This window comes from Marivirga sericea (assembly GCF_900177665.1).
Classification (GTDB): Bacteria; Bacteroidota; Bacteroidia; order Cytophagales; family Cyclobacteriaceae; genus Marivirga; species Marivirga sericea.
The window spans coordinates 104,400-122,808 of record NZ_FXAW01000002.1; the positions used below are offsets into that span (position 1 = coordinate 104,400).

16 protein-coding genes are annotated in these 18,409 nt (G+C 35.6%); 10 read left to right on the top strand and 6 right to left on the bottom strand.

Going from position 1 to position 18,409, the window contains the following annotated elements; genetic code table 11:
* Window position 1 precedes the first annotated feature (1 nt).
* Both B9Y84_RS05630 and porW read right to left on the bottom strand, forming a co-directional pair.
* Entirely contained in the window at window positions 2-2,281 is a 2,280-nt protein-coding gene (locus B9Y84_RS05630) for a penicillin-binding protein 1A (RefSeq protein ID WP_085516129.1), read from the bottom strand.
* Window positions 2,282-2,324: 43 nt separating this feature from the next.
* Window positions 2,325-4,925, bottom strand: a complete 2,601-nt coding sequence (gene porW / locus B9Y84_RS05635) for a type IX secretion system periplasmic lipoprotein PorW/SprE (protein WP_085516130.1) — start codon at window positions 4,923-4,925, stop codon at window positions 2,325-2,327.
* Between the two features lie 116 nt (window positions 4,926-5,041).
* Between porW and B9Y84_RS05640 the strand changes: the two genes are divergently transcribed.
* The 10 genes from B9Y84_RS05640 to atpG all read left to right on the top strand — a co-directional run bounded on the left by B9Y84_RS05640 (window position 5,042) and on the right by atpG (window position 12,080).
* The gene (locus B9Y84_RS05640) at window positions 5,042-5,893 is read left to right on the top strand and encodes a M23 family metallopeptidase (RefSeq protein WP_245830826.1); all 852 of its coding nucleotides are present in this window, start codon (window positions 5,042-5,044) and stop codon (window positions 5,891-5,893) included.
* A gap of 22 nt (window positions 5,894-5,915) precedes the next feature.
* Window positions 5,916-6,356 carry a bactofilin family protein gene (locus B9Y84_RS05645; protein WP_085516132.1) on the top strand — a complete coding sequence of 147 codons (441 nt, stop codon included), beginning with the start codon at window positions 5,916-5,918 and terminating at the stop codon, window positions 6,354-6,356.
* Complete coding sequence (locus tag B9Y84_RS05650) at window positions 6,334-6,546, top strand: AtpZ/AtpI family protein (RefSeq protein WP_221406410.1); 213 nt, start codon at window positions 6,334-6,336, stop codon at window positions 6,544-6,546. The genes B9Y84_RS05645 and B9Y84_RS05650 overlap by 23 nt, the downstream gene beginning before the upstream one ends.
* A gap of 5 nt (window positions 6,547-6,551) precedes the next feature.
* Window positions 6,552-6,956, top strand: coding sequence for a DUF6168 family protein (locus B9Y84_RS05655; protein ID WP_085516134.1), 405 nt, complete (start codon window positions 6,552-6,554; stop codon window positions 6,954-6,956).
* Window positions 6,957-7,052: 96 nt separating this feature from the next.
* Complete coding sequence (atpB, locus tag B9Y84_RS05660; protein ID WP_139827952.1) at window positions 7,053-8,120, top strand: F0F1 ATP synthase subunit A; 1,068 nt, start codon at window positions 7,053-7,055, stop codon at window positions 8,118-8,120.
* Window positions 8,121-8,158: 38 nt separating this feature from the next.
* On the top strand, window positions 8,159-8,347 hold the full coding sequence (gene atpE / locus B9Y84_RS05665; RefSeq protein WP_085516136.1) for an ATP synthase F0 subunit C: 189 nt from the start codon (window positions 8,159-8,161) through the stop codon (window positions 8,345-8,347).
* An 84-nt stretch (window positions 8,348-8,431) separates the two neighbouring features.
* Window positions 8,432-8,932, top strand: coding sequence for a F0F1 ATP synthase subunit B (locus B9Y84_RS05670; RefSeq protein ID WP_085516137.1), 501 nt, complete (start codon window positions 8,432-8,434; stop codon window positions 8,930-8,932).
* A 9-nt stretch (window positions 8,933-8,941) separates the two neighbouring features.
* The gene (gene atpH, locus B9Y84_RS05675) at window positions 8,942-9,499 is read left to right on the top strand and encodes an ATP synthase F1 subunit delta (RefSeq protein WP_085516138.1); all 558 of its coding nucleotides are present in this window, start codon (window positions 8,942-8,944) and stop codon (window positions 9,497-9,499) included.
* A gap of 29 nt (window positions 9,500-9,528) precedes the next feature.
* A complete protein-coding gene (gene atpA, locus B9Y84_RS05680) occupies window positions 9,529-11,103 on the top strand; it encodes a F0F1 ATP synthase subunit alpha (RefSeq protein ID WP_085516139.1) in 1,575 nt (524 codons plus the stop codon).
* 95 nt (window positions 11,104-11,198) lie between these two features.
* Entirely contained in the window at window positions 11,199-12,080 is an 882-nt protein-coding gene (gene atpG, locus B9Y84_RS05685; RefSeq protein WP_085516140.1) for an ATP synthase F1 subunit gamma, read from the top strand.
* Window positions 12,081-12,133: 53 nt separating this feature from the next.
* Here atpG and B9Y84_RS05690 read toward each other — a convergent pair whose 3' ends face one another.
* From B9Y84_RS05690 to B9Y84_RS05705, 4 genes are all read right to left on the bottom strand, one after another.
* Window positions 12,134-12,604 (bottom strand): CBS domain-containing protein, encoded by a 471-nt coding sequence (locus B9Y84_RS05690; protein WP_085516141.1) that lies wholly within the window; start codon window positions 12,602-12,604, stop codon window positions 12,134-12,136.
* Between the two features lie 83 nt (window positions 12,605-12,687).
* On the bottom strand, window positions 12,688-13,221 hold the full coding sequence (locus B9Y84_RS05695; protein WP_245830827.1) for a class I SAM-dependent methyltransferase: 534 nt from the start codon (window positions 13,219-13,221) through the stop codon (window positions 12,688-12,690).
* A 125-nt stretch (window positions 13,222-13,346) separates the two neighbouring features.
* A complete protein-coding gene (locus B9Y84_RS05700; protein WP_085516142.1) occupies window positions 13,347-17,369 on the bottom strand; it encodes a DEAD/DEAH box helicase in 4,023 nt (1,340 codons plus the stop codon).
* A gap of 67 nt (window positions 17,370-17,436) precedes the next feature.
* The gene (locus B9Y84_RS05705; protein ID WP_085516143.1) at window positions 17,437-18,384 is read right to left on the bottom strand and encodes a ComEA family DNA-binding protein; all 948 of its coding nucleotides are present in this window, start codon (window positions 18,382-18,384) and stop codon (window positions 17,437-17,439) included.
* Window positions 18,385-18,409 lie beyond the last annotated feature (25 nt).

Below are 18,409 nucleotides of genomic sequence, written 5' to 3' on the forward strand. Positions count from 1 at the left end.
TTTATTGTATGCCTTCAACATCCAGTTTTTGAATTTGTTCTGTCGAGTCAGTAACATTGTTCTGCTGCATCATGTATTGTTCGCAGTCTAGCTCCATTGATAGATTGGAAGGTCTTTTGAATGGTCCTTTTGAGATAGCAAGTTCTTCATCCGCATAAACCTTCATCATAAATTTTTCCCAAATGGGCATAGCCATTCTTGCACCCTGGCCCAATGAAATATTTCTAAAGTGGATGCTTCGTTCATCTCCTCCTACCCATGTACCCGCTGCTAAATCTTTGGTGACGCCTACAAACCATCCATCCGAATAGTTTTGAGTAGTTCCAGTTTTAGCTCCTATTTCGTTGTCTACTCTTAATTCTCGGTCGAGTCCTAATGCAGTTCCTCCCGATATTTCAGTAGATCCTTTTAGCATATGTAACATAGCGTATGCGGTTTCAGAACTAAGTGCTTCTCCTGTTTTTGGTACAAATTGTTTCAAAACCTTTCCATTTTTATCTTCAATTCTTTCAATATAGAACGGTTTTGTATAGAATCCTTCATTCACAAAGGTACTATAGGCTCCGATTAGTTCATAAATTGATACATCTGAAGTTCCCAAACATAATGAGGGTACAGCTGCCAGTGGACTTTCTACACCAAGTCTTTTGGCATAGTCAACTACTGTTTGTGGACCGATTTTACTCATTACATAAGCAGTACCTGAATTTAATGATCGTGCCATAGCTTGCCTCAAAGTCATGGTTTCTCCAGAGAATTTCCCATCAGAGTTTGAAGGAGTCCAAGTCGGTGGGTCTCCAGGGACTTCAAAGGTAACAGGCACATCTTCAATTTGATAGCAAGGCGAATAACCATTATCGATAGCAGCAGCATAAACTAGTGGTTTGAATGTAGAACCTGGTTGTCTTCTACCCTGCTTAACATGATCATACTTAAAGTATTTGTAGTTGATTCCTCCAACCCAAGCTTTTATATGACCATTATTAGGATTCATGGCCATGAAGCCAGCATGCAGAAATTGCTTGAAATATCGGATAGAGTCCATTGTACTTAATACTGTATCAATTTCTCCGTCCCAACTGAAGACCTTCATATTTTTAGGTTCTCGCAGTTTGTCGAATATTTTTTCTTCATCATCTCCAAACTTCTTTTCCCATTGGTCATAAGCTTTTGTTTTCCTCGCTTCGTTTTTTACAAAATCTTTTATAACTCTTCCAGATTCATCTCGCCAAGGGGCTTTACCCTCCCAATGTTCATCAAAAAGCTCCTGCTGGTACTTCATGTGTTCCTCTACAGCTTCTTCCGCATACTTTTGCATTCTACTATCAATGGTTGTGTATATTCTCAAGCCATCCTCGTACAGGTCATAACCATTTGCTTTTGACCAAGCCAGAAGATCCCATAAAATAACGCCTCTAAAGTAAGTGGCGAGACCATCATTATGATTTTCTACATCATAATCTAGTTCAATTGGTTTTGAAGCTAATGAATCATAAGCTTCATCATCGATATAACCATATTTCCTCATTTGATTCATGACCGTATTTCTTCTTTGGAAAGAGTTTTCAGGTTCATATACAGGGCTGTAGAGATTCGGGTTTTTGCAAAGTCCGACTAATACAGAGGCTTCTGGAATCGTGAGTTTGTCTGGTGTTGTATTGAAAAACGTCTGTGAGGCGGTTTTTATACCAAATGCATTACTACCAAATTCAAATGTATTAAGATACATGGCAATAATTTCTTTTTTAGTGTAAGATCGTTCTAGCTTCACTGCCACCAACCATTCTTTCATTTTGGCAATTACCAAACCTAGAACAGGAATGTCATTCCAAGTTCCATTAGATAAGTCACTTCTAGTCCGAAATAATATTTTTGCTAATTGCTGAGAAATTGTACTGCCGCCACCAGCACTTTTATCAAACATCAGAATGGATTTAAAAAAGACTCTTCCGAGTCCGTAAAGATCAATTCCTGAATGTTCTGTAAAGCGAATGTCCTCTGTTGCTATCAAAGCATTGACCACATTGGGAGACAGCTCATCAAAAGTTACTTGGCTCCTGTTGTAGCGATAGTATTTCCCCATCTCCACATTATCGGCAAAGTACAGAACCGAAGATAGATCGCTTTTAGGGTTTTCTAATGATTTTAAACCAGGTAGTTCCCCATACCATCCATTTAGGTTGATACTGATGCTATAGATAAATAATGAAAAACTAATGATGGCTATTATGAAGATAGCCCATAGTGCAATTATTGCTTTATGTATTTTTGATTTTTTCATATTCGGTATACTCATAAATTGAAGATCAAATCTTCTCTCTCTATTAGGGCGTTACTTGGTAATTTGAGTTAAAGAATTCCGTATAGCTATCAACCACCTTCGCCTGATAGTAGATTTGAAAGTTATCTTTTGAGATTATAAAATTACTAAAATTTAAGCTACTGAAGTTTTTTAGAGGAGATAAATCACTATTAAATTTTTTGTAAAAGGCTTCTGCGGCATTTTTTTGATTAAACTCACTTAAAAGGACCATTGAATATTCATCATTGAAAACGAGATTCCCTGCATTTAAATTTTGGTCTGGGAAGAATTTTTCTCCAAAGGCCTCTATTTCTTCAGGTAGTACTCCTGATAATGCTTTATTCTTTTCATATACTACCACAAAATAATGAGCTTGCTCGAAAAAAGGGATATATTTTATTTGTTCTTTCTGTTGCTGTTTTTTGTCCAGTTGATCTATGGCTGCTAAAAGTGATTTTGCAAAATCATATACATCGCTCTCTGGATAGTCTTCTAAGAAGGTCTGGAGCTTAAACCTGTAAGCATTTTTTCCATCAAGCACGCCTGTTATTAAAGCTTCTAGAAGTTTGAGATTATCTTCATAATCGTTTTCAGGATAGTTGTTTAGACCATCATTTATTTCTTTTAAGGCTTCTTTGTAATACTCATTTTGATAGAGTCGATACGCTTTTTCGTAAATGACTTTGACTTTTGCGCTAGCCTGGTTGCTTTCTTCCTGATAATTGGGGTTTTTTATCAATTTTGCAAAAATGGTGTCTGGAAATTTCTGGACCAGTTCATCTGCAAAGGTTGAAGCTTTATCTAGTTCTTTTTCCTGATAGTATATGTATAATAAATACAAAATCTCAGCTCTATAGTCCGTATCAGGATATCTTTCTAAAAGAGTTTCGTAGGTTTTGACAGCATCTTGTTTTTCTTGTATGTCGAAGTTGTAGATATTCCCTAATTTATAATAGGCAACTTCCATTTCCTCATGCAACTGCTGTTGTTCCTCCGTGTCAAATGGTATGGAATTAAAAAACTCAGATCTTTCATCTGCAATGAGTTCTTCCTCCGATTTTTCGACAGCCTTGTTTTGTCCTGCCATTGCCAATTCGTTTTCATTTTCAATTGCATTATTTTCCTCGTACAGCTGGTTCCTTTTCGTTCTCCAATCATCTTGTAATGATCGATCTCCCCAAGTTCTTTTAAAGGTATTTCTCCCCTGAGCAACTGTAGAGGGGTCATAGAAATAAAAACCACCACCGGGGGCTGTATTGGTTTGTAAAGAAGGACCTTCTTCAAAGGCACTTTGCTTCGTGTTTGCTGCTTGATTTCTTTCTGCTCTTTTTTGCTTTTTCTCTTCTTCCTCTTGTTTAGCAATTCTATCATTTCGTAATGTCAAGAACATGGTATTTAAAGCACTGCTGTCCATTTTTGCAAGATTCAATAAGGAGTCATTCTCGTGAATGGTGTTAAATTGCTTTATGAAATCTGACAAGACATCATGACGTGTCTCAACCTGAGGATAGATGCTTTCATCTTTAGGCATGATATTATATGCACTATCATAATAAGCTTTTGCCAGAGGATATTTCTTTAATTTATCAAAGTAAATAAGACCTAGTTTATGGTAGGAAAAAGACTTTTGTCTGAGATTATCTATGCTTTCTTGTATGGAAGACTCATAAAAAGGAATAGCTTCAGTGATGTTATCTTGCTTTAATTCAAACTCAGCCATTTCGTAATAGATCTTATCTTTAAATTCCGTGTTTTTACCATCTTTAAGCAGTTGTTCAAAGTATTTCCTAATCTTTTTGACATCTTCACCTTTTGACAACTCCGTTACTTGAGCCATATTTAAACGAGCATAGAAAGATAATTCATAGGGAGGTCTATTGCTTAATACTTCATTGTAATTGTCATAAGCAACAGCATCAAGTTTTGATTTTTGATACAGCTGACCTAAAATGAAATGCATTTTTGCTTTTTCAGGCCCTTTGGGCATTAGTTTAATAGCTTCGCTTAGGTATCTAATTAGATTATTGGGATTATTTGTAATCTGATAGTAATTGGCGGCATTTAAATACAAGGCTCGTTTATTGGATTTTGAAAGCTTTTGCCGATTGAGATAATCAATAACCGCAAGTGCATTATTCAATTCTCCATATTCAGTGAACGTCCGAATCAAATGAGTAAGGGCTAAATATTTCGTTTGTTCATCTTTACTATTAACATTAACATATTTTAGGGTTTCTATGGATTCCTCAAATTCTTGGTTTAGCATTCGAGCAATTCCAACTAAAATATAGCTATCATCAACCCACTTGCTCACCTTGTGCCTTTGTATTGCAATTGAAGCTTTTTTAATAACATCTTCAACTTTTTCCGTGTTAGCGTTTACGATATTAGTATCGATTGGAGCTTTTACCATTAATACCCGATTGAAATTATTTTTATGGGCTTCTTCAATTTCTAATAATACCTCTTGCAATTTTTCGTTTGCGATGAAATAAGCATTGTATTTGGCTGTAACATTGTGATAACTGTAGCCTACTATTCCAGAATTTTCTGGTGAGCAGGCGCCAAGAATCAATAATAAGCTCAGTATTAGATTTCGATATTTCTTAATATTTATACTCACTGCGAATTTGAAACGACTAAAATAAGCGATTCATATAAGAAAAGTATTGAGAGTCGTTGATAATATGTATTTTTGCATTAAATAATTAAAAAACAAAGTTGCGAATAAGAAAGACAATGTCCAATTGGCTTACCACTAGATATCAAATGGTGGTAAGAAACGAAGAAAACTTAGCTGAAGTATCTACCATTAACTTTACTTATGCTAAAGTAGCAGTTATTGGTCTTTTAACTTTTGTTATCATTTTTATTAGTGCCTTATATTTATCTCAGTCGTTACTGTCTCAATGGTTTGATCCACGACATACGACCATGGAATATAATCAAAAGTTATTATCATTGACAATGGAGATGGACTCTTTGAAATCAAGGTTGAGAGCTCAGGATCGTTTCATTACGAATGTTCAAACAATCTTGGAAGGAGATGTTCCAGATGGAGAATTATACAGAAGGCCTGATCAAGTTAATACGGATGATTTGAACAGAGATATGAACCCACAGCAAATGAATGTAGGTGACTCTATCATACGACAAGAATTTGAAGAACAAGATTTTAGTCTGACGAGTTATTCAAGCAATAATTATGCAGAGGAATTGAAAGATATTTTCTTTTTCCCACCACTGCAAGGGATAGTAAGTTCTCCTTATGATTTGAGCATAGATCATTATGGGATAGATATTGTAGCGAAAACTAACGAACCAGTAAAATCTATTGCAGACGGAACCGTTATATTATCGTCATGGACACAGGATGGAGGATATGTAATAGCCATTCAGCATAGGGCTAATTTAATATCGGTAATTCGACATAATTCTGCAATATTAAAAAAAGTTGGTAATTTTGTAAATGCAGGCGAGGTAATATCCATAATTGGTAATTCTGGGGAACTTACTACAGGGCCACATGTTCATTTAGAAATATGGTATAATGGAAATCCGGTAGACCCGGAAGAGTTTATTACTTTTTAAGAAATAGGAAACGGAAACGGAAATGTTTAATAACAAGCAAGAAAAAATACAAATGGCACAAGATATCACAAGTTCCAGCAATACAATAGGAAAGGGAACTACTATTAACGGAGATATAGAGACTTTCGGAAATATTAGAATTGATGGAAAAGTAATCGGAAATATTAAAACTAAATCTAAATTGGTTTTAGGCACTACTTCCCATATTGAAGGAAACGTGTTGTCTCAAAATGCAGAGATTGAAGGAGAAGTGAAAGGCGTTGTCGAAATAACAGAGCTATTAATTTTGAAACCTTCTGCTGTTGTTCACGGAGATATTGTAGCCAATAAATTGATTGTGGAGTCAGGCGCAACATTCAATGGAGAATGTAAGATGGGTGTTTCGAACAAAACTATTCAAATAGGAGAGGAAAAAGCGAACGGAAATTCAAACCCGAAAATTGAAAAAGCCAAAGCAGTTTAATAACTATTTTAAATTCTCAGGTTTAGCCATTCAGATGGCTGTTACAATCTACTTGGGAAATTTGTTCGGAAAATATATCGACAAAATTGCTGAAAGTGGTTCTGATATTTATACAAAAATCATTACGCTTTTGGCAGTTTTTCTATCAATTTTTGTGGTCATACGCGAAGTGATCAAAGCACAAGAGTAGAATCAATGTTCAAAAGACTTATAATCTTCACGCTTCTTTCTGTCGGGTTAGCCTCCGCTATTCTTTTTATTCAAAAATGGTATATTAGTAGCATTGACGAAACGCTGACCTACTCAATTAATTCGATATATCTATTTCATTTTATCGCATTCATCATAATTGTATTGTCTGTTGAACTTCTCAGTCAAAGACTACCAGATCAAGTTGGTTATTTTTATTTAGCCAGTGTTTTTGTTAAAATTGGGCTGTTTGTTTTAGTCTTTAAAGACACTATTTTTGCCAGTTCCCCTTTGAACTTTTTGGAGAGAATATCTATTATCATTCCTTTCTTCATGTTTTTAGTTTTAGAAGCCATCTATAGTGGAAGGCTCATGAATGCGGCTAATAATGAATCAGATTCTAAGGGCTAAAAAACTTAATAAAAAAATTATCTTTAATAAGAAATTGATTACCTTTGCCCCAAAATTAAGGCTATCGTAAAAAGTAGAATGATCAATCCAACTATAATGAGAAACGCATTGTTGTTATTACTTTTAATATCGCTGATTAACGTTAATTCGTTATTTGCGGTTGCAGGAGGTTCAGAAGAAGGTGGGCAAATAGACACCAAAGAGGAGATTAACGAATATATTCAGCACCACTTGCAGGATTCTCATGATTTTACTTTCTGGACCAATGGTAAGACAGGGACTCACATCGGTTTCCCCTTGCCTGTAATTTTATGGTCTGATGGTTTACATGTTTTTTCTTCCTCAGAATTTGATCATGGACATGAAGTGGCGGAATCGAAAGATAAATATTTTGCACTCTATCATAGCAAAGTTTATGAAACAAATGCGGAAGGTGAAATTAAATTAGATGATGAAGGTCATACTGTAAATGCTAAACCTTTGGATTTTTCAATTACAAAAAATGTGGTTGGTATGCTATTAACTTCTTTATTGATGTTCATTGGCTTCAGATCATTAGCAAAGGGTTATGGTAAAACAGCTATTCCTAAAGGAGTGGGAAGAATTCTCGAACCTTTAGTAGTGTACGTTCGAGATGAAATTGCAAGACCCAATATTGGTCCTAAGTATGAAAAATTTATTCCGTATTTACTTACAGTGTTCTTCTATATCTGGATTTTAAACTTGTTAGGTTTAACACCATTAGGTTTCAATGTAACTGGGAATATCGCAGTAACTGTAGGTTTAGCCTTAATTACTTTCTTTTTAACTCAATTTAGTGGGAATAAAGAGTATTGGAAGCATATATTCTGGATGCCCGGTGTTCCGATTCCAATGAAAATAATTTTAATGCCAATTGAGGTGTTGGGAATGTTCACTAAGCCTTTTGCTTTACTAATTCGTTTGTTTGCAAACATTACGGCTGGTCACGTAGTAGTTATGAGTCTGATTGCTTTAATTATTACAATGCGTTCGCAATTTGGTATTGTTGCTTCTTCAAGTATATCATTTGGATTGGCATTTTTTATTACGTTAATAGAGTTATTAGTCGCTTTTCTTCAAGCTTATATCTTTACAATGCTATCGGCTTTGTTCATAGGTATGGCAGTAGAGGAGCATCATTAAAAGAGTATTTTTGTTTAATTTAATATAAATCAACTATCATGTACAATTTAATTGGAGCAGGATTAATCGTAATCGGTGCTGGTATCGGACTAGGTCAAATTGGTGGAAAAGCAATGGAAGGTATTGCTAGACAACCTGAGGCTTCTGGAAAAATTCAGACCGCTATGATTATCATCGGTGCATTATTAGAAGGATTAGCATTTGGTGCTTTGATCCTTGCTGGATGATTTGATCCGAAAAAAAACAACGCTATTTGTGTGCGCTAGGCCGCAAATAGCGTTTTCATAAACTTAAATTATTCAAATAAAGAAATGGAACAATTAATAAATGATTTTTCTCCGGGCTTGTTTTTCATGCAGCTCCTCATTTTCCTTGTTCTCTTGGGATTATTATCAAAGTTCGCTTGGAAGCCGATTCTAAACTCTTTGAAAGCAAGAGAAGGTAGTATTGCAGATGCATTGCAGTCAGCAGAAAATGCGAAAGAAGAGATGGCAAAATTGCAGGCTGATAATCAAAAATTATTGCAAGAGGCAAGGTTGGAGAGAGATAAGCTTTTAAAAGAAGCAACTGACATCGCTAATAAAATTAAAGAAGAAGCTAAATCTGATGCCGCCAAGCAAGCTGATAGAATGATTTCTGATGCTAAGAATGCTATTGAGGTAGAGAAAAAAGCTGCCTTGAAAGAGGTGACAACTAAAGTTGCTGAGCTTTCATTAGAAATTGCAGAAAAGCTTATTCGTAAAAACTTATCTGATGATAAAGCTCAAAAAGCTTTAGCTGAAGATTTTATGAAAGATTTAAAACTCAATTAATCTGATCAAATGTCAGAATATAGAATTGCATCCCGGTATTCCAAATCTTTAATAGACCTTGCAGTTGAAAAAAATCAACTGGAGGACATTAAGGAGGATATGGAACTTTTATCTAAAGTCTGCAAGGAGAATAGAGAATTTGTACTTATGTTGAATAACCCGATTTTGGAGAGCGTTAAAAAAGCTGCTGTCATTCGGGCCGTCTTCAAAGGCAAAGTACAAGAAATGACTTCTTTGTTTTTTGATATTGTTTCAAGAAAACACAGAGAGTCTGTTTTGCCTGAAATGGCAAAAGTTTTCAAGCAGCTTTATAATGAGCATAAAGGGATTATCACTGCTGATGTTAGTACTACATTCAAATTGGATGATAGTTTACGTTCAGAGGTGATTAGAATTGTAAAGGAGATTTCCGGTAAGGAAGTTGAATTGAACGAAAAAGTAGATAAGGCTTTGATTGGTGGCTTTTTAATCCGGGTGGGAGATAAGCAGATTGATGAAACTATTCAAAGCAAATTAAATGATTTGAGACGGGAATTAACCCAAAATCAATATATCAAGCAGATTTAAAAAATTAATTAACCTATAATAACAGAATAATGGCAGAGGTTAGACCAGACGAGGTTTCAGCAATATTAAGAGAACAACTTTCAAGCTTCAAAACAGAAGCAGAATTAGAAGAAGTTGGTACAGTCCTTCAAGTTGGTGATGGTGTTGCACGTATTTACGGCTTGACACAGGCACAATCAGGTGAGTTGTTAGAATTTGAAAACGGCTTACAGGCATTAGTTTTGAACTTGGAAGAGGATAATGTTGGTGCTGTATTGTTCGGTAGCTCACAAGGAATTAAAGAGGGCGATGCTGTGAAAAGAACAGGGAAAATCGCTTCCATTAAAGTAGGTGATGGTATCGCAGGAAGAGTTGTAGATACGCTAGGTCAACCTATTGATGGGAAGGGCCCAATTGAAGGCGAACTATTTGATATGCCGTTGGAGCGTAAGGCACCGGGTGTTATTTTCCGTGAGCCGGTAAGTGAGCCTTTGCAAACAGGTATTAAGTCTATTGATGCTATGATTCCTGTTGGGAGAGGTCAGCGTGAGTTAATTATTGGTGACCGTCAGACGGGTAAAACTGCGGTGGCTATTGATGCCATTATCAACCAAAAAGAATTTTATGATGCTGGTAATCCAGTTTATTGTATCTACGTTGCGATTGGACAGAAAGCATCTACAGTAGCTCAAATTGTATCTGAGTTAGAAAAAGCGGGTGCGATGGCTTATACTACTATCGTGTCGGCCTCTGCTGCTGATCCTGCTCCATTGCAGTTCTTTGCTCCGTTCGCAGGTGCTGCTATCGGTGAGTATTTTAGAGATACAGGTCGTCCTGGCTTGGTTGTTTTTGATGATTTATCAAAGCAAGCAGTTGCTTATCGTGAGGTGTCCTTGTTATTAAGAAGACCTCCGGGACGTGAAGCATACCCTGGTGATGTTTTCTACTTACACTCTCGTTTATTAGAGAGAGCTGCAAAAGTAATCAATGATGATACTATTGCTAAAGACATGAATGATTTACCTCCTTCATTAAAAGACAAAGTGAAAGGTGGTGGGTCATTAACAGCACTTCCAATAATTGAGACACAAGCAGGTGACGTTTCAGCGTATATTCCAACTAACGTGATTTCTATTACGGATGGTCAAATATTCTTGGAAACTAACCTATTTAATGCCGGTATCAGACCTGCTATTAACGTAGGGATCTCTGTATCACGAGTAGGTGGTAACGCTCAGATCAAATCAATGAAGAAGGTTTCAGGAACTCTGAAATTAGATCAAGCGCAGTTTCGTGAATTAGAGGCGTTCTCGAAGTTTGGTTCTGATCTAGACCCTGCTACGAAAAGAATTATTGAAAGAGGAAAGCGTAACCAAGAAATTTTGAAGCAAGGACAGTATTCACCGGTTGCAGTTGAGCAGCAGGTAGCGATTATCATTGCTTCTACTAAAGGGTTCTTAGATAAAGTTCCAGTTGAAAAAGTGAGAGCTTTTGAGAAGGAATTTGCCTTGATAATGGAAAACCAAGAGAGAGAAGCACTTGATGCTTTCAAATCTGGTAAAATTAGTGACGAGCTTATCGCAGTAGTGAAGAAAGTAGCTGACGATTTATCATCAAAATATTAATAGATAATAGGAGCTTGAAATAGCAGCTCCTGATTTCATTTTTAAGATTAACTTTTTCCTTTAATATATAAAGGTCAAAATAGACATAAGGCTGTATGGCAAATCTGAAGGAAGTAAAAAATAGGATTAGTTCAGTTGTTTCAACACAACAGATCACTAAAGCCATGAAAATGGTGGCAGCTGCAAAGTTGAAGCGAGCACAGGATAGGATCACCATGATGCGTCCATATTCCCAAAAACTATCTGCTATTTTACAAAACGTAAGTGGTAGTGGAGAGGAAATGAATAATCCTTATGCGAAAGAAAGAACAGTGGAGAGCGTCTTATTAATTCTGGTCACTTCTGATAAAGGGCTTTGCGGTGCCTTTAACAGTACGGTAACTAGAAGAGTGAAGAGCTTAATGGAAGGTGAGTATGAGTCAATTGCAGAGAAAGGTAATTTACATTTCATGACTATCGGAAAAAAAGCTGCCGACTTCTTGAAAAGAAATAAGCTTTCTAATAATGCTGATTACATTGATTTATTCAACAGATTGAATTACGAAGAGGTGAGTGAAGCAGCTCAATTTGTGATGGATGAATTTGAGAAAGGTACTTATGACAAAGTTGAAATCATTTACAATGAATTCAAAAATGCTGCAACGCAATTACTTAATCAAGAGCAATTTCTTCCAATTGCTAAGGCTGATGATACAGGAGGCAAGGCTACCGATCACGATTATTCTTATGAGCCATCAAGGGATTATATTGAAAAGGAATTAATTCCAACTTCTCTAAAAACGCAATTGTTCAAGGCACTTTTAGATTCTAATGCTTCAGAGCATGGGGCTAGAATGACAGCTATGGATAAGGCTACAGAGAATGCTGGAGACCTGTTGAAGGAGTTGAGATTGACTTATAACAGAACTCGTCAAGCAGCTATTACTACAGAAATATTAGAAATTACGGCTGGAGCCGAAGCTTTAGCGGCAGAGTAATTTGAAAATAATCAATATATGTACAAAGCCGAAAATCTAAGTTTTCGGCTTTTTTAATGTTTCCAGTTCACTTCTTGGCTATCTCTTACTGCACGCATGATATCGCGTTGACTAATTTGACCAATTAATTTACCTTCCCTTATCACAGGAAATCTTCTAAAACGCATTCTTAGAAACATATTGGCTGCCTCAAAAATATTAGTCTCGGGTGCAATATGAATTACATTTGTTGCCATATAGTCTTTCACCAATCCAGGCAGTTTTGGTGAATTGTTATATTTCCCTTTGACAATTTCTTTAAGACAGTCACCTTCTGAAATTACACCGATTAAGTTATTTTCTTCATCTACTACCGGGCCACCTGAGATTTTCTTTTTCATGAGTATATCCATCGCTTCGTAAATGGTTTGATGCTCATTGAAAGTAATAAGTTTTTTAGCCATATAGTCTTCTACTGATATGCTTTGCTGCTCTTCCTGCTTAGATTCTTTTTTAATGAATGCTCCTTGATAGCTTTTTACCATGATTGAAAAATAATTTAGTGTTGTATAATATACACCTTTAAAAGATCAAATCAAACATAAGAGGCTAAAAATCAGTATTTTGATTAGAGGCTTAAGGTGGTAAGCCGTTCTTCAAATTCTAGTGATTTGAATAGAAATGATTTCTTTATCCAATCAAAAGTAAATTGATGATAGAAGAAAACATGAGTCATGTCATTTTTATAATACCAGGAATCGAATGGCGTCTTTTCGCTAAAAAGATTGGTCATAATGTACAGTTTTCCACCGGGCTTTAGCAAAGAACGGAGTCTTTGAAATTCTAAGTCTGGGGTATGAAAATGCTCAACTACCTCGCAACAAGCGATGAAATCATAGGTTTCCTTAAGAACTTCAGGCCGATTGTCAAAAAACGGATCATAAGTTTCTAGTGTATATCCCTTCTCTTTTAGCACCTTCGTAATGACAGGTCCAGTTCCCGAACCAAAATCTAAACCCTTTTGGTCTTTACTGAAGTTTTTATCTATAGCATCGGTTATTGGTGAAACAAACTTCTGATAGTTGGGGTCGGTTACATCATTATTGTGTGCTTTATAGCGATCAGCCTCAATGGCATCATTAGGTAAGAATGACTTAGCCATAAATATACCATGGCAGCGTGGACACGTGAAGTAATACCTATTTGCACTAATGGTAAACACAGGACTTAGAGTTTTGCATAATCTGCAATTTTCTAGTTCATGTATCATTATTTAAGCTGTTTTAATTAATCATTTCTCTTTGCGAATTGAACTACTCTTTCCATCAGTTCTTCTTTGTCGTTCCAAAAATTTCGACTTTTGATTTGGATATAGGGCCAATTCATTTTCGACAATAAAAAAGGGGTGTAGGCAAAGATGTCTTTTACAGATGGATTGTCATAAAATAGATTGTCATCTGAAAGCAAGAGACCTTTGTACTGATTATTGCTTTTAAAGCTTAGATCTGCAAAAGGCAGTTCTTCTTCGGCTTTGATACTTTTAACAGTACCTTCTAGTTCTTCTCTAACTTTTGTTTTTAAGAACCAACTACTTTGAAAGCTAATGGAAGGTTTTGGTTTTGGTTTAAAGTTTCCTTTTGATACATCTAATGCATAGTGCAAGTAAGCTTTTAGAAGCTTTGGACCATTGTTTTTCGCATCATCAACTTTTAATTGATCAGGATAGAGACTACTTACGATGACTACCTTTTCTCGAGCTCGAGTAATCGCTACATTCAATCGGTTTTCACCTTTTGGAGCATTGATGCTTCCAAATTGCATCCGTAGTCTGCCAGCCTTGTCTGCAGCATATCCAGTACTAAAAATGATGATGTCTTTCTCATCACCTTGAACATTCTCAATGTTTTTAACAAAAAATTTGTCAGGCAAGGTGATGTTCCCTAGAGCGATTTGATCTTCCAATATATCCCATATGAGGCCTTGTTGTGGGGCATTGAAAGTAACTACCCCAATTTCCTTTTCTGGATCATTTTTTAGGTATTCTTTAATGAGATCTACAACATTCAGCGCTTCTACTTCATTGGCATTTTGCTCCCAAATCCCGTCTACTTTTATATAATCAATTCCTGGATCTGCATTATTGATATAATGAAAATCAGGTAATAATCTTAAACGATCTTTGTAAAAATGATGATTCGAAAATTCTATCAGATCTAAAGACTTACTTCTGTAATGCCCTGAAAGCTGAAGGTTCATCACATATTTATTGGCTAAATCAAGTAACGAATCGATTTCCAAATCAGGATGATCCACTTCCTCTTCTTCCCAGCGGACCTTATATAAATCGTTCGGACTTAGTTGTTTATCGTCACCAGCTACAACAACTTGTTTTCCTCTGTACATGGCGGGTATTCCCTTTTCTACGAAACACTGAGAAGCTTCATCAAAAATGACTAAATCAAATATTTCTTCCATCGGGAAAATAGCAGAAACAGATTCAGGACTCGCCATCCAGCAGGGAATTAGATCAAACAGTTCATCTTGAAATTCTTGTATGACTTTTCTAATAGGCCAAATTTGTCGTTTTTTGGTTACTTGATGGCTAAGGTCTCTGTAGGTGATTCTATTACTTAAGCGATTGTATTCTACATTGCTAAATGTTCTTTCGCGAACCTTTAGGTTTAAAATTTCAGTACTTAATTGTAATTTATTTTCAATTGCATACTGTAAATCATCTGTTTGTTTATCGAATTTTCGAGTAGAAACTTCTCTTAATATTGGATGTTTAGTTTCGATATGATCGATCCATTCCAAGTAGATGCTGTTAAGGAAGGTGGACTTAATATTTTTATGGTCAATGGTTATGTCACTTTCATTAAGGAGCTTCACAACCTCTTTCTCATAATCTTCTAAGCTTTCATAAAGTTGATCGAAATGAACCAATTCATCAAAATATCTTTGAAAGGTTTTAATGTAACTTGAGGGTAATCGTTCTTGCTCTAGCTGGTCAATTTGTGTTCTAGTTAGGTATTTCTTCCATTTGTTTTTTTCTTCAACAGTAGCTCGAGATAGTTCAATAATGGCGCTGATTTTATCTAAGAATTCAGCCAAAGTTTTCCCTTCAATTAAGGAGAAAGCTTTAAAATTGGTGAAGGATCCGATAATTTCTTTGGCTTTAATGGCCTGTGTTTGTTCTTGAAACCAGTGATTTAATTCAATTTGGTTTTTTGTCTCCGGAATTTCTTTTAACCATGTTTGCTTCTTAAGCTTGGTCATATTATGCTCAAAATTCAGTCGATTATCGAGTCGTTTTTCTAATTCTTTTATACCGGCATTATTGACAGTTAAATTGTTAGCGACCAGCACCTTTTTTAGAAAGAATTTTTCTTTAGCAAATAGCAGCCAATGGATCCATTTTGTGGGTCTTTTTCGAGATTGTCGTCTTAACTGGATGGTTTTTTGAAGTGTTCCTAAATCTTTAGATGCTAAACTACTTTCAATTCCCCCATCTTTGAAACAGTCATTTATTACTCTTTGCACATTGCTCAACCATAAAGCATTGGTATTGTCGTCAGGGTAGTTGAACATATAAATTAAATACGGATAGGAGGTAGTATTCAACAGCTCTCCTAAGTTATTTAACTTTTCCTGATGCTCCACTACATCTTCGAATTCTTTTAAACTCATAGATGAGCCCACCAGATTCTTTGATTTTTCAGTTGTATCTTGAAAGTAGGCAGGAATCCTCTCTAATAAATGAACAATCTCAGTTTTATCCTGTAATCCGAAATCCTTGAAATTTACTCGGTCCTGCCAGATGAAATCGTCCTTACTAAAGTCATCCACATAAGTCTGAAAATTCACTAGCGTATTGGCAAACTCCTCAATCTTCTTTTTATGAAAATGTCTGTGAATTTGTTTTAGGTTGATTTTTGTTTCGTTGAAATCACAATTCAGGTACAATTCTTTGGCGGAAATACCACATTCTGATTCATCAAATAGTGCCAATCGATATTCTTCTTTTTCTTCTACGATTTGATCTATTATTCTGCTAGATTTTAAAAATTCTCTTTGAATTTGAACAGAGTCTAAACCATTATTTTTTGATTCGTATTCTTCAATTCTATCAATTTGGTTTTGTATCTGCTCAAAAATTGCTTTGCGATCATTTTTAAAATCGTGAACTAAAGCCATAAATGGTTGCATATCTATACTCTTCATCCGATCGTAGATCACATCTAATGCGGCCCTTTTTTGACATACTACCAAAACACGTTTTCCCCGTGCAATAAAGTCAGTCACTAGGTTACTGATGAGTTGAGATTTCCCAGTGCCGGGAGGCCCTTGTACCACCAAGGAGTTTCCTTTTTTCACAGCCTTTAAAGCATTCTCTTGATAGGCGTCCATTGGGAATACCGAGAAGGTTTCTTCTTCCTTGACGCTTTCGATAAAGCGATAGCGCTGGGAATAGTCTGAGGGGTCATCTGCTTGCTTGTCAGGATTTCTACTTAAAAAGAACTCTTCGATATCTTGAACTTCTTGCTCTTTATCGAGCATATAAGAATAATCTGGTACTAAGTAGGAACCACTTTGTGGAAAAATGCCAATTGCTGCTTCTGGAAAGAGCTTTAATTCGCCTTCTTTTTCAGTTTCTTCAAAATCAGTTTTCTTGAAATTTTTAAATGGATGTAAAACATCCATGAAATTATCTTGATTGAAATTTAATTCAACTGCACTTTCTTTGAAGATTTGATATAAGTCAGTTCTAAATACGCGGCTATCCTGATCGTATATCTCAAATACTTTTTCGATTAATTCATCACTTATTTTTATACCATGAAAATGAGCATAGGCCAGTAGGAAAGATTTGTTGAAAGTGATATTGACATCCTCTCGTAATTCCATCACCCATTGATCATTTACGATCTTAATTTCTATAGGAAAAAAGATAAGCGGGCAGCGAACAGATGTTCCGCCATGGAATTTACCTCTGACAAATGGCCAACCAACATAGAGGTCCTTTGCACCTCTTTCATCATAGATGAATTTTTCAATTCTTTTTAGCTTCTTTAGTTTCTGGCTCATGATATTGTTGAGCTCAAGACGAGAATCTGATACTGCGGCTAATGGTATATGTTTCTTTCTGGCAATTAAATCTTCAATTAATGAAAAGGAACTTTTATTAAGTAGAAAATCGAAATCATGTAGGTCTAAGGTTTGATCAGAAATTAATCTTAAAAGCAGTAATGACCGGTTGGTTCCGGAAAGATTTGTGAGTCGCTTTAAATAGTGCCTTAGTATGTCGTGCATGTAATAAAAATTAGCAAGGAATCAATTTAAGAAATAATTGTCTTAATTGTAAGTAATTAGTAATTGCTTATTCAAAAGAGATATAGGGTTTGACTTTATTAACCCATGAACTGTCTAAAATTTTGATAGATAACAAATCGGATACGGATTTAAATTTTCCATGTTGTTTCCTGTAATTGACTAATATGTTTGCTTTTTTATAAGAGATATAGGGATGTTTCACTAAGCTGTCGGTACTTAATTGATTAATATTTAGTTGTTTTAGGTGTAATTCCTTTGTTGACAGATGTACGTGTTTTTTGAGTGAATCAAGATTTTGTTTCTGTAGACCATATACTTCATCCAGTTGCTGAATAGAGTGAAAGCCTCCTAAATATTCTCTGTATTTGATGATCCTGCTAGAAAATGCTGGACCTATTCCGTGAATTTCTTGCAACTGTAAACTATCTGCTTTATTAATATCAATTTGAATCTGAATTAATTTTTCATTTGTTAATTTGGGAATTTTATCGAGCTGATATTGACTGGGTTTGGAGTTTTCTTCCGGTAATTCAAAATGAGACTCCGAAGGCACTTTAGTAACGCTCATATAGGGATAGATTTTAGCATAGAAGGAGCTATCGATACCATAAATTTTCAAAAGCTCTTCCTTCGATTCGAAAGGGCTTACTTTGTTTCTATATTTCACAATTCTTTCTGCCAGGTACTCTGGAAAGCCAGCTTTGATCAAATGTGGAACCTTCGATTTATTGAGGTCGAAATGTTTAAAGTTTTCTTCATTACCTATTTCCTTTTTTATAATAGTGGCATCTTCAAGCTCTGAGAGTAATGAATCTAGAAGGGCTTTATCCTGTTGTGTTGGAAGGGGGTGTGCATAAAAGGAGTATAAACTTTTTGAAATAAAAGGGATCGCTAATATTATAATCATCAGCAAGATGAGAATAATAAAGCCGTTTGTTTCGGTTCTTGAAAAGCCAAAGAAATTACGAAGCCAAATTCTAATCTTATGCTTCATTGCTTTAGTAAGGTTTCAGTTCAAT

What these genes read in the sequence shown, in the direction of transcription:
- B9Y84_RS05630 (WP_085516129.1), bottom strand. Translation starts at nt 2,281, where the DNA reads ATGAAAAAATCAAAAATACATAAAGCAATAATTGCACTATGGGCTATC.
- B9Y84_RS05640 (WP_245830826.1), top strand. Translation starts at nt 5,042, where the DNA reads ATGTCCAATTGGCTTACCACTAGATATCAAATGGTGGTAAGAAACGAA.
- B9Y84_RS05645 (WP_085516132.1), top strand. Translation starts at nt 5,916, where the DNA reads ATGTTTAATAACAAGCAAGAAAAAATACAAATGGCACAAGATATCACA.
- B9Y84_RS05655 (WP_085516134.1), top strand. Translation starts at nt 6,552, where the DNA reads ATGTTCAAAAGACTTATAATCTTCACGCTTCTTTCTGTCGGGTTAGCC.
- atpB (WP_139827952.1), top strand. Translation starts at nt 7,053, where the DNA reads ATGAGAAACGCATTGTTGTTATTACTTTTAATATCGCTGATTAACGTT.
- atpE (WP_085516136.1), top strand. Translation starts at nt 8,159, where the DNA reads ATGTACAATTTAATTGGAGCAGGATTAATCGTAATCGGTGCTGGTATC.
- B9Y84_RS05670 (WP_085516137.1), top strand. Translation starts at nt 8,432, where the DNA reads ATGGAACAATTAATAAATGATTTTTCTCCGGGCTTGTTTTTCATGCAG.
- atpH (WP_085516138.1), top strand. Translation starts at nt 8,942, where the DNA reads ATGTCAGAATATAGAATTGCATCCCGGTATTCCAAATCTTTAATAGAC.
- atpA (WP_085516139.1), top strand. Translation starts at nt 9,529, where the DNA reads ATGGCAGAGGTTAGACCAGACGAGGTTTCAGCAATATTAAGAGAACAA.
- atpG (WP_085516140.1), top strand. Translation starts at nt 11,199, where the DNA reads ATGGCAAATCTGAAGGAAGTAAAAAATAGGATTAGTTCAGTTGTTTCA.
- B9Y84_RS05690 (WP_085516141.1), bottom strand. Translation starts at nt 12,604, where the DNA reads ATGGTAAAAAGCTATCAAGGAGCATTCATTAAAAAAGAATCTAAGCAG.
- B9Y84_RS05695 (WP_245830827.1), bottom strand. Translation starts at nt 13,221, where the DNA reads ATGGCTAAGTCATTCTTACCTAATGATGCCATTGAGGCTGATCGCTAT.
- B9Y84_RS05700 (WP_085516142.1), bottom strand. Translation starts at nt 17,369, where the DNA reads ATGCACGACATACTAAGGCACTATTTAAAGCGACTCACAAATCTTTCC.
- B9Y84_RS05705 (WP_085516143.1), bottom strand. Translation starts at nt 18,384, where the DNA reads ATGAAGCATAAGATTAGAATTTGGCTTCGTAATTTCTTTGGCTTTTCA.